Genomic DNA, 12,031 nt, shown 5'->3' on the forward strand with positions numbered 1-12,031 from the left:
TAAATATCGGCGATATAAATTGCGCTGCCGGGCACGGAGCTATAACTTACAGTAACAAAGTGCTGAGGGGCCTTCATGACATCTGAATTCGACCGGCGCGGTCTGCTGCGCCTTAGTGCTGCGTCCGCGACCATCGGCCTCCTGCCGGCCCTGTCCGCACGTGCCGATGACCTGCCGCCCCTCCCGTCGGTCGAAGCCTATGCCGCCCCGCCCCTGGTCGATCAGATCGCCATATCCCCCGATGGCAAACGCATCGCCATGATCAGCCAGAGCGGCGATAACAAGGTGCTGCTTCATTTCACGATTGCTGAAAACAAGCCCACCTATATCGGTATAGGCCCGGCCAAGATCCGCGATCTGTTCTGGGCCGATAATGAACATGTCATTCTTACGAACTCCGAAACACGGACGCTTCCGGTATTTGCCGGTTTCAAGAATGAATTATTTCTTGCCCGCAGCGTAAACCTCAGCACCCGCGATGTCATAACTTTATTTTCCAAGGAAGATGGCTTCTACAACATAGTTCTGGGCAATCTGCAGCGTATCAAGGTCGACGGGGAATACCGTGTCACGGCTTCGAACTTCCGCTTAAAGGGCGAGCCCAATTTATGCCTGTTCAGCTTCGCACCGGACAAGCTGCGCGGTCACCTGATCGTGGAAGGCACAAACGATACGCAAGGCTTCGTTATCACGCCCGAGGGATTTCCGCTCGCCTACACCGAGTTCAATGACATTCGCAAAGAATGGCGCCTGTATTACAACACTGGCATTCCTGGAAAGACGAACCGCTTTACCTGCATATACAAAATGGTCCAGCCATTGAATATACCTGTTCTCGAAGGTCTGGGCCGCGACGGCAATTCGGTCGTCGTCTATTTCAGCCAGGACGCACTGAAGGGCGAGTATCACGAAATCGGCGCGGATGGGGTGCTGCAACCGGCGCTCGATGTCGGCGACGCGAGCTCGACAACCCTGCTGTTCCATCCGACCACCGGGCGCCTGATCGGTTACGCCCATTCAGACGACTGGATTACCTATACCTATTTCGATCCACTGATGAAAAAACTGGCAGACTTGCTGCCAAAAGTCATGGGAGAAAGATACCGCATCAGTTTCGCCGGCTTCGCCGAAGACCCGCGCCAGATGATCCTTTATGGGGAAAGCGCCACGGATGCCGGCACCTACTACTTCCTGGACGCCGCAAAGGGCGAGGTTGCCCTTCTGGCACATAACTATACCCACCTGCCACCGGAATGGATAAGCGAGAAACAGCCGATCGCCTACAAGGCCGCCGATGGCCTGGACATACACGGCTACCTGACCCTGCCGCCGCGCAAATCTGCAAAAAATCTGCCCCTTATCGTCCTGCCGCATGGCGGACCGGAAGCGCGCGATCATGGCGGGTTTGACTGGCAATCCCAGGTGCTGGCCGCACACGGATATGCCGTGCTGCAACCCAATTTCCGAGGCTCTGCCGGTTATGGCAAGGCCTTCGTGGAAGCCGGCTATGGTGAATGGGGCAAGAAGATGCAGACGGACCTGTCGGATGGCGTGCGCCATCTGGTCAAGCAGGGCATCGTCGATCCGAAACGGGTAGCGATACTCGGCGCCTCCTACGGTGGTTATGCGGCCCTGGCCGGTGCCACCCTCGATGCGGGCGTCTATAATTGCGCTGTCTCTATAGCGGGCGTCTCAGATACCAAAGGCATGATTGATTTTGAACTGAGCAGTAGCGCATCCCTTGACAGCCCGAGGGTTCTTTACTGGAAGCAGTTCATGGGCGACCCGAAATCCTATGACGATATTTCCCCGGCCCGGCAAGCGGACAAGGCCTACTGCCCGATCCTGCTCATTCATGGCACTGACGATACCGTCGTGCCGATCGCACAAAGCCGCAAGATGGAAGACGCCCTGAAACAAGCCGGCAAGCCGGTGGAGTTCGTCACCTACAAGGGCCAGGACCACTGGGAAACCGTCGGCTCGGCCCGTATCGAAATGATGAAGGCCGCCCTGGCGTTTCTGGATAAATACAACCCGGCAGGGTAGAGAAAATATATTGCCATTTTAGATAAAAGTGCAAATCTGACGGTAGTATTTTGTGGGGGATTTCATGACAGCCAATCTTAATCGTCGCCATCTGCTAGCCACTGCCGGCGCTGGCGTTTTTTCGGCTATTCTTGCGTCAAAAGGTTTTGCGCAAAACACACAACTTCCGCCTGTGCCACCACCGGAGCAATGGGCCAAATCACCGTCTCTGGACTTTGTCAGCCTGTCGCCCGACGGCAATCATATTGCCTATATCAAGGAAGATGCCGGCACCAAATTTCTTTATGAATACAATATAATCGATAATAAGTTCCAGACCTTTAATCTCGGTAAGGCCAAGATCGCAGGCCTTTTCTGGATTGACGCTATTCACCTGGTGGTCTCAACCTTGGCAACCGCCAAAGAGGACGCCTTTTCCGGCGGCCGCAGCACTTTTCAAATCGTCAGCATTTACAATCTTCAAACCCAGACGATCACTATCCCCTTCAGCCAGATTGATGGCTTCAAGAGCTTTGTCACCGGTGGTCTGCATGTCATCACGCAAGATGGCCGTAAACAACTCACGGCCGCAAGCTATCCTGTCAATTTCGACGAATCCCAGTGCCTTTACAGCTTCGATCTCGATAAGGAACTCAAATTCAACCTGCTGGATCGCGCGCCCTGGGGCACGCGCAAATGGGTGTTAACACCACAAGGGGATATGCTGGCCCGCAGTGTTTTTTACAACAAGTCAAGCACCTGGGTTTTGCAGTACAGGAAAAACAACGCCTGGAAGGACATTTATACCGTAAAGTCCGATCTGGATTTCCCCAGTCTGATTGGCCTGGCTAGAGATGGGACATCCCTCATAGTCTACAAGCCAGGAGGCGGTGATGAGGATGGTCGCTATTATGAAGTCTCTCCGGAAGGCGTATTTTCATCGCCCTTGCCTATCGAAGGGCCGGATGCAGGCCCTGTATTCGATCCCAAGACCTTTCGTATGTGCGGCTATCGCAACTATGATGGCTGGTCGCATTATCACTACGACGATCCTTTAATGCAGGATCTGGTGAAGAAGGCACAGGTGGCCATGGACGGCTATCGTATGAGTATTGCCGATTATGCGGACGATCCGCGCAAGATGATCATCTATTCCGAAGGCGATGACGATAGCGGCACCTACTATTTCATTGATTTCGCGACCGGCAAGACCATCACAATCGGACTAGCCTATCCCGACATTCCAGTTGAATGGATCTCTGCGAAAAAAGCCATTAAATACAAGGCTTCCGATGGCCTTGAAATTGAAGCTTACCTCACCCTGCCCCCCAATCGCGAAGCAAAGAACCTGCCACTGGTAGTCATACCGCACGGCGGTCCGGTCGCGCGGGACGGGCTGGGGTATGATCCGGAAGCTCAGGCCTATGCCTCGCGCGGTTATGCCGTCCTGCAACCGAATTACCGTGGCTCGGATGGGTACGGCGACGCCTTCATCGTGGCGGGCTACGGCCAGTGGGGCAAGAAGATGCAGACCGATCTATCGGATGGCGTCCGCTACCTGACTGGCCAGGGAATGGCCGATCCGAAAAGGGTGTGCATTGTCGGGGCCTCCTACGGCGGTTATGCCGCTCTGGCCGGCGTTACGCTCGATCCGGGTGTCTACAATTGCGCCGTCGATGTTGCCGGACTGTCGAACCTGCGCACATTCCTCGAATGGTCGCGCGATTACGATTCCGGACAGAAATCCACAAGTTACAATGTCTGGAAACGTCGCTTTGGCGACGACAGCAATCTCGACAGTGCCTCACCGATCAAGAATATCGGAAATGTCACGGTGCCCATCCTGATCGTCCATGGCAAGGACGACACCGTCGTGCCGTTCGACCAGAGCACCACCATGGTCTCGGCCTTGAAAGCCGCCGGCAAGGACGTCACCTTCGTGCAGTACGATCATACAGATCACTGGGAGACCAACGAGGCCGCCCGTGTCGACATGTACAAGACCATTGTCGCCTTTATCGAAAAGCACAACCCGCCTGTTTAAACAAAAAAGCCGCCGGATCGCTCCGGCGGCTTTTTTACTGAGTGGAAGCCGTTTTACAGCAGCTTCACTTCGACCTTCTCTTCAGCGCGCGTGATCAGCGGATTGCGCAGGCCGTAGGCATAAGGGGCGGCGGTAATTTCGAACACGTCGCCGTCCTTGGTCTGGACGCCGTCGGCGAACGAGGCCGTGGCCGTGCCGAAGCAGTGGACATGGACATCGCCCGGCTGGCGGAACAGGTCGTACTTGAAGTGATGGTGCTCCAGATTGGCGAAGGTATGGGACATGTTGTCCTCGCCCGAGATAAAGGGCTTTTCCCAGATCACCTCATTGCCGCGCCAGATGCGCGAGCTGCCGCGCACGTCCTTGGGCAGTTCGCCGGTCAGGATTTCGACGCCGAGCGAGGCCGGACGCAGCTTGGAGTGGGCCAGCCACAGATAGTTCTGCTTTTCAGTGACATGGTCGGAGAATTCGTTGGCCAGGGCAAAGCCCAGGCGATAGGGCGCGCCATCGTCGCCGATGACATAGATACCAGCCATTTCCGGCTCCTCGCCGCCGTCTTCGGCGAACGAAGGCGATTGCAGTTCGGCGCCGGGGCCGACCAGCTGCGTGCCGTTGCCCTTGTAGAACCATTCCGGCTGGGCGCCGACCTTGCCGGCTTCCGGCTTGCCGTCCTTCACGCCCATCAGGAACATGCGCATCGAATCGGTCTGGGTTTCGGCCGCAGCCGCAGCCTTGTGCATCTTGTCACGGCCCTCGGCGGAGCCCAGGTGGGTCAGACCGGTGCCGGTGACATGCAGGTGTGCGGCATCCGGATGATCGATAGGGGCCAGCACGCGGCCTTCGGACAGCGCCAGAGCGACATCGACATCCTCGCCATAGCCTTGCGCTTCGATCTGGTCGGTCAGGGATTTTTTCGCGGCTATGGCCTTGCGCGCCAGTTCGTAGGTGCTGCTGACACCGGCGATGGCGCGGGCGGAACCATCCGCCTTGCCCGCCAGGACACGGCGCTCACCTTCCGGAGTCACGATTTGGATAAGGCGCAGGGCGTCATTTGCGGACATCTATAATCCTCTCTGTGCAGACCGTGTTCAGGCCCGTTATTAACTCAGACAAATAATAATACCAGCCGCTCTTTAGCTTGTAAATTCACTTTGTCAAACAGACAATTCAATGTCATGTGTGGATGATGAGGAAACCTACGCCCAATATACACGAAGATCGCCTGACCGGCAGCCGACTGAAAACCACCAGCCCGCGGCTTCTGCGCGGCGATCCGCACAATGCCGCCACCCACGGCCACATGATGTTTCAGGGGCGTCTGCATGGCGCGCTCGCTCACCGCCTCGGCGTCGACATCCTGAATGGCACCTATACGTCCGGCGAGATTCTGCCCAATGAGATCGAGTCGAGTTCCAAGCTCGATATCTCGCGTTCGGCCTATCGCGAGGCGATTCGCATCCTGGCCGCCAAGGGCATGGTGGAAAGCCGCCCGAAAACCGGCACCCGCGTCACCGAGCGCGAGCGCTGGAACCTGCTCGATCCGGAAGTGCTGGGCTGGATGTTCGAGACCGAACCCAGCCAGGACTTTATCAAGGCTCTGTTCGAGCTGCGCCTGATCACCGAGCCGGCCGCCGCCGAACTGGCCGCCATCCGCCGCAGTGACGAACAGGTCGAGACCATGCGCGCCGCTCTGGAGATCATGAAGCGCGACACCCTGCAGACCGAGACCGGCCGCCGCGCCGACCTCGAATTCCACCACGCCCTGATCCAGGCCACCGGCAACGAGGCCCTCGCCTCGCTGTCCAGCTCGATTGAGGCCGCCGTGTCGTGGACCACCCGCTACAAAGCGCGCCATAACGCCCTGACCCGGGACCCGGTGCCCGATCACGAGCGGGTCTTCGAGGCCATCGAGCGCCGCGATGCCGGCGGCGCCCGCTGGTGCATGGAATCACTTATCCGAATGGCGCATGAAGATACGCAAAAAACGTTTCATCCCTAGGCCTGACCTGACCCGAACGTAAGCTTGAGAATCGGAACCTTGGGACGCAGCACAGGCCGGAAATAAATTTCGCCTCAAATACGCTTTATTTTGTACGATATTTGCTTTTTTTATTGTCTGACTAATGCCCAAAGGGTATGACACAGTCGCGACAATCATAAACGCGCGCCATATTCGGGCGTGGCGACACAGGATGGTAATGCCGGCGCCCCGCGCCGTACATGGTCTCAGAGAGGATATCATAAATGTCGATAAGGAAGAAAATTGTGCTGGCTGCCGGTTTGAGCGCCCTGGCCCTGGGCACCGTATATGGCCTCGCCGCCTGCAGCCCGAAGGCGGGCAAGGCGGACAGCGCCGCTTCGGCGACCTCCGGCGTCACCGCCGTGCGCAGTTCCTTCGGTGCCCTGTCCGATGGCACCCAGGTCGAAATGGTCGAGCTGAAGAACGCCAAGGGCATCACCGCCAAGCTGATCACCTACGGCGCCGCCATCCAGAGCCTGATGGTGCCCGATCGTGAGGGCAAGGCCGCCGATGTCGTCATTGGCTACGACACGATCGAAGGCTACGAAAAGACCCCGAACTTCACCAATGTCACGGTCGGCCGCTACGCCAACCGCATCGCCGGCGGCAAGTTCACCCTCGATGGCAAGACCTACACCCTGCCGCTGAACGACAAGACCAACACGCTGCACGGCGGCCCGAAGGGCTGGGACAAGCACAACTGGACGATTAAGGACGTCCAGCAGGGCGCTGATTCCGCTTCGGTCACCTTCACCTATACCTCGCCGGATGGCGATGAAGGCTTCCCCGGCACGGTCGTCGCCGAAGTCACCTACACGCTCAACAACAATGATGACCTGACCGTCAGCTACAAGGCCACGACCGACAAGCCGACCGTCATCAACATGACCAACCACGGCCTGTTCAACCTCGGCGGCATTCCGGCCACGCGCCTGGCCACAGACGCCGAGCTGAAGATCGAATCCGACGCCATCCTGCCGGTCGACGCCGCCCTGATCCCGACGGGCAAGGAACTGCCGGTCAAGGGCACGCCGTTCGACTTCACCTCGCCGGCCGTCGTCACCGATCGCGTCAAGATGTCCGATCCGCAGATCACCCTGGCCAATGGCGGCATCGACCACAACTATGTCATCCGTGGCGGCACCACGGCCGAGCCCAAGCTGGCCGTTACCCTGGAAGACAAGACCTCCGGCCGCGGCATGACCATCTCGACCACCGAACCGGGCATCCAGATGTATACCGGCAACTTCCTTGACGGCACGGTTGCCGGCAAGGGCGGCGCCAAGCTGACCAAGTATCAGGCCATCGCCTTCGAAGCCCAGCGCTTCCCGGATTCGCCGAACCATCCGGCCTTCCCGAGCGCCCGCCTCGATCCGGGCCAGACCTACACCCAGACCACCGTCCACCACTTCTACGTTGTGAAATAAGAGTACAGATGTCCGACTCCGATAAGCCGAATAAGCTCCGTTCCCGCGCCTGGTTCGACAATCCGTCGAACCCGGACATGACGGCGCTCTACCTTGAGCGCTACATGAACTTCGGGCTTTCGCTCGAAGAACTGCAATCGGGAAAGCCGATCATCGGCATCGCCCAGACGGGGTCGGACCTCTCGCCCTGCAACCGCCACCATATGGTTTTGGCCGAGCGGATCCGTGAAGGTATCCGCGAGGCCGGCGGCATTCCCCTCGAATTCCCCGTCCACCCGATCCAGGAAACCGGCAAGCGCCCGACCGCCGGGCTTGACCGCAACCTGGCCTATATCGGCCTGGTCGAAGTCCTCTACGGCTATCCGCTCGACGGCGTCGTGCTGACCATCGGCTGCGACAAGACTACGCCAGCCTGCCTGATGGCCGCCGCCACGGTCAATATCCCCGCCATCGCCCTCTCCGTCGGCCCCATGCTGAACGGCTGGTACAAGGGCCAGCGCACCGGCTCAGGCACCATCGTCTGGAAGGCCCGCGAACTGCTGGCCGCCGGCGAGATCGACTACCAGGGCTTCATCAAGCTCGTCGCCTCCTCGGCCCCTTCGACCGGCTATTGCAACACCATGGGCACAGCCACGACCATGAACAGCCTGGCCGAAGCGCTCGGCATGCAGCTTCCCGGCTCGGCCGCCATTCCGGCGCCACACCGTGACCGCCAGGAAGTGGCCTACCTGACCGGCAAACGCATCGTCGACATGGTTCACGAAGACCTGAAGCCCTCGGACATCCTGACCAAGGAAGCCTTCATCAACGCCATCCGCGTCAACTCCGCCATCGGCGGCAGCACGAACGCGCCGATTCACCTCAATGCCCTGGCCCGCCATATCGGCGTCGATCTCAAGATCGAGGAATGGCAGACCTATGGTGAGGAAGTGCCGCTGCTGGTCAATCTGATGCCGGCCGGCGAATATCTCGGCGAGGATTACCACCATGCCGGCGGCGTCCCCGCCGTCGTAAGGCAGCTGATGGATCAGGGCCTGATCCATGAAAACGCCATCACCGCCAACGGCAAAACCATCGGCGAAAACTGCGGCACGTCCGTCATTGAAGACGAGAAGGTCATCAAGCCCTATGGTGAGCCGCTGAAGGAACGCGCCGGTTTCCGCGTTCTCTCCGGCAACCTGTTCACCTCAGCCATCATGAAGGTGTCGGTCATCTCGCCGGAATTCCGCCAGCGTTACCTGTCGAACCCGAACGATCCTGAGGCTTTTGAAGGCCGCGCCATCGTTTTCGACGGCCCGGAAGACTATCACCACCGTATCGACGATCCGGCGCTCAATATCGACGAACACTGCATCTTGTTCATGCGCGGCGCCGGTCCGATCGGCTATCCGGGCGCGGCAGAAGTCGTCAACATGCGCTGCCCCACCTACCTGATCAAGAAGGGCGTCCACAGCCTGGCCTGTATCGGTGACGGCCGCCAGTCCGGCACTTCGGGCTCGCCGTCGATCCTCAACGCCTCGCCGGAAGCGGCGGCGGGCGGCAATCTCGCCCTGCTGGTCACCGGCGACAAGGTTCGTGTCGACCTGAACAAGGGTACGGTCAATGTTCTGATCTCCGACGAGGAACTGGCCCAGCGCCGTGAAAAGCTCGAAGCCGCCGGCGGCTACAAGTATCCGGAAAGCCAGACGCCGTGGCAGTCCATGCAGCGCCGCACCGTCGGCCAGATGGATACGGGCGCCTGCCTGGAAGACGCCATCGAGTTCCAGCATATCGCCCAGAGCAAGGGCCTGCCCCGCGATAATCACTAAGACCGCGCCGGCGGCTCTTACAGAGGAAACCGCCGATGCACCTGTTAAAAACCGCCTTCCTGACGGCCGCGCTTTTCATGAGCGCGGCCGTTTCCGCATCCGCCGACAGCTTCCCGGTGAAAATCGCCGTCGATGCAGCAAAGACCACCGGCCCGGTCGAGCCGATCTGGCGCTTCTTCGGCGCCGATGAACCCAACTACGCCACCATGAAGGACGGCCGCCAGTTGATCGGCGAACTGGGCGCCCTCGCCCCCGGCCATGTCTATTTCCGCGCCCATAACCTGCTGAGCACGGGCGATGGCACACCGGCCTTCAAATGGGGCAGCACCAATGCCTATACCGAGGATGCGCAAGGTAACCCGGTCTATAACTGGACGATCATCGACCACATCTTCGATACCTATCTGGCGCGCGGCGTGAAGCCCTATGTCGAGGTCGGCTTCATGCCGGAAGCTTTGTCCACCCAGCCTGAACCCTATCAGCACAGCTGGCGCCCCGGCATGGCCTATGGCGGCATCAAGACCGGCTGGGCCTACCCGCCGAAGGACTACGGCAAATGGGAGGAGCTGGTCTATCAGTGGGTCAAACACTGCGTCGCGCGCTACGGCCGCGACGAGGTGGCCAGCTGGTACTGGGAAACCTGGAACGAGGCCAATCTCGACTTTTACTGGGGCGGCACGCGTGAGGAATTCTACAGGCTGCACGAGGTGACCGTGAAGGCGGTGCGCCGCGCCCTGCCCGATGCCCGCGTCGGCGGACCGGACATGGCCGGTTCTGACAAGACGTTCCTGACCGGTTTCATGGACCATATGGAACAGACGAACACGCCCACCGACTTCCTGTCCTTCCACGCCAAGGGCGCGCCGGAATTCGTCGATGATCACGTCCGCATGGGGATCGCCCAGCAGCTCAAGGGCGCCGATAATGCCTTCGCCACCATCGCCGCCCGCCCGGCGTTCAGGGACAAGCCCATCATCATCGGCGAGTTCGATCCGGAAGGCTGCGCCGCCTGCCAGGGCCCGGCCAATGCCTATCGCAATGGCACCATGTATTCGAGCTATACGGCGGCCACCTTTCCGCGCGTCGCTGAGCTGGCGCAGAGGCGCGGTGTAAAGCTGGAAGGCGCCCTGAGTTGGGCGTTCGAATTCGAGGACCAGCGCTATTTCGCCGGCTTCCGCCAACTGGCCAGCAATGGCATCGACATGCCGGTGCTCAATGTCTTCCGGCTGTTTGCCCAGATGAAGGGCCAGCATCTGGCGGCCATCTCCGATCACGAAATCCCGCTGGATGCGGTTTTGGCGAGCGGTGTGCGCGGTGATGCCGATGTGGGCGTGATCGCCGCCCGCGATAGCAATACCGTGACCGTCCTGGTCTGGCATTATCATGACGATGATCTGGCCGGCCCTGACGCCACGGTCTCCCTGACGCTTGATCATCTGCCGGCGGCCTTCCGTAAAGGCGCTATCGTGACCCGCTATCGCGTCGACAGGGACCACGCCAACAGCTTCGCCGCCTATCAGGCGATGGGGTCGCCGCTGGCGCCGGACGATGCGCAATATGCCAGCCTGAAAGCCGCCGCCGCGCTTAAGCCCGACACGCCCGCAACGCTCAAGGTGCAGGCCAATGCGACCGGCCTTGACTTCGACCTGCCGCGTCAGGGCGTTACCCTGCTGGTGCTGAAACCGGCGGCTTAGTTCGCCGTCTCATCCTGCCGGAGCGTCAGCACCTCCACGCCCGTGGCGGTTACCGCTACCGTATGCTCCCACTGCGCCGACAGCTTGCCATCGCGCGTCACCACCGTCCATTCATCATCCAGAGCCAGGGTTTTGGCGCTGCCCTGGTTGAGCATGGGCTCGATGGTGAAGGTCATGCCCTCCTTCAGGGTCTCTCCCGCGCCCGCACGTCCGAAGTGCAGTATGCTCGGTTCCTCATGCATTTCGCGGCCGATGCCATGGCCGCAGAAATCGCGTACCACGCTGTAGCCATGCGCCTTGGCGTGCTTTTCGATGGCATGACCGATATCGCCAAGCGTCGCGCCGGGCCGCACGGCGCGGATGCCCTTCCACATGGCCTCCTGCGTCACCCGCACCAGCCGCTTCGCCGCCGTCGGAACATTGCCGATCAGGTAGGTCTTGCTGGAATCGGCGATAAAGCCGTCCTTTTCCAGGGTGATGTCGAGATTGACGATATCGCCGTCCTTCAGCACATCCTCGGCCGAAGGCACACCGTGACAGATCACCTGGTTGATCGAGCTGTTAAGCACATAGGCAAAGCCATACTGCCCCTTGCTGGCTGGCCGCGCCTTGAGGTCATCGACTATGAAACGCTCAACCTGATCATTAATATCGAGTGTCGACCGGCCGATAAGCACCTGCCGATCGAGCATATGGAACACCTCGGCCAGCAGCCGCCCGCTTTGCGCCATGAGGCGCAGCTCGTCAGGCGTCTTGATCATGGCCCAAACCCTCCATGCGCACACCGGCACTGCGGAACTGGCGGCGCACGATATCCTGAAAGGTCAGGCCTGGATTAGCCTCGGCGATCATGCCGATGCGTATCCAGAACTCCGCCTGCGCATTGATGGAACGGCACATTACACTGCCGGCCTTGCGGACCTCCTCGTGGAGATCGTCATCTATTTTCAGGATACCCATTATACGATCCATATATGATTTATATACAAATCATATAATATCAGCTCGGCAAG

9 protein-coding genes are annotated in these 12,031 nt (G+C 59.6%); 6 read left to right on the forward strand and 3 right to left on the reverse strand.

Translation table 11 applies throughout. The features are described 5' to 3' along the window. Nucleotides 1-75: 75 nt before the first annotated feature. Nucleotides 76-2,046: an alpha/beta hydrolase family protein gene (locus QM647_RS00690; RefSeq protein WP_414993545.1), complete on the forward strand. Its 1,971-nt coding sequence runs from the start codon at nt 76-78 to the stop codon at nt 2,044-2,046. A 64-nt stretch (nt 2,047-2,110) separates the two neighbouring features. Then, a complete protein-coding gene (locus QM647_RS00695; RefSeq protein WP_414993546.1) occupies nt 2,111-4,069 on the forward strand; it encodes an alpha/beta hydrolase family protein in 1,959 nt (652 codons plus the stop codon). A gap of 53 nt (nt 4,070-4,122) precedes the next feature. Here the strand turns inward: QM647_RS00695 and araD1 are convergent, their stop codons facing one another. Next, nucleotides 4,123-5,130 carry an AraD1 family protein gene (gene araD1, locus QM647_RS00700; RefSeq protein ID WP_414993547.1) on the reverse strand — a complete coding sequence of 336 codons (1,008 nt, stop codon included), beginning with the start codon at nt 5,128-5,130 and terminating at the stop codon, nt 4,123-4,125. 125 nt (nt 5,131-5,255) lie between these two features. On the opposite strand from araD1, the gene QM647_RS00705 reads away from it, so the two are divergent. From QM647_RS00705 to QM647_RS00720, 4 genes are all read left to right on the forward strand, one after another. Continuing rightward, nucleotides 5,256-6,068, forward strand: coding sequence for a FadR/GntR family transcriptional regulator (locus QM647_RS00705; protein ID WP_414993548.1), 813 nt, complete (start codon nt 5,256-5,258; stop codon nt 6,066-6,068). 245 nt (nt 6,069-6,313) lie between these two features. Next, nucleotides 6,314-7,516, forward strand: a complete 1,203-nt coding sequence (locus QM647_RS00710; RefSeq protein ID WP_414993549.1) for an aldose epimerase family protein — start codon at nt 6,314-6,316, stop codon at nt 7,514-7,516. A gap of 8 nt (nt 7,517-7,524) precedes the next feature. After that, on the forward strand, nt 7,525-9,324 hold the full coding sequence (locus tag QM647_RS00715; RefSeq protein ID WP_414993550.1) for an IlvD/Edd family dehydratase: 1,800 nt from the start codon (nt 7,525-7,527) through the stop codon (nt 9,322-9,324). 35 nt (nt 9,325-9,359) lie between these two features. Next, nucleotides 9,360-11,018, forward strand: coding sequence for a GH39 family glycosyl hydrolase (locus QM647_RS00720; protein WP_414993551.1), 1,659 nt, complete (start codon nt 9,360-9,362; stop codon nt 11,016-11,018). On the opposite strand, the gene map is transcribed toward QM647_RS00720, so the two are convergent. Both map and QM647_RS00730 read right to left on the reverse strand, forming a co-directional pair. After that, nucleotides 11,015-11,779 carry a type I methionyl aminopeptidase gene (gene map, locus QM647_RS00725; RefSeq protein WP_414993552.1) on the reverse strand — a complete coding sequence of 255 codons (765 nt, stop codon included), beginning with the start codon at nt 11,777-11,779 and terminating at the stop codon, nt 11,015-11,017. The genes QM647_RS00720 and map overlap by 4 nt on opposite strands. Further along, nucleotides 11,763-11,978 (reverse strand): ParD-like family protein, encoded by a 216-nt coding sequence (locus tag QM647_RS00730; RefSeq protein WP_414993553.1) that lies wholly within the window; start codon nt 11,976-11,978, stop codon nt 11,763-11,765. The genes map and QM647_RS00730 overlap by 17 nt, the downstream gene beginning before the upstream one ends. Nucleotides 11,979-12,031: the final 53 nt, after the last annotated feature.

The sequence above is a fragment of the Asticcacaulis sp. genome, from assembly GCF_047605585.1.
Taxonomy (GTDB): Bacteria; Pseudomonadota; Alphaproteobacteria; order Caulobacterales; family Caulobacteraceae; genus Asticcacaulis.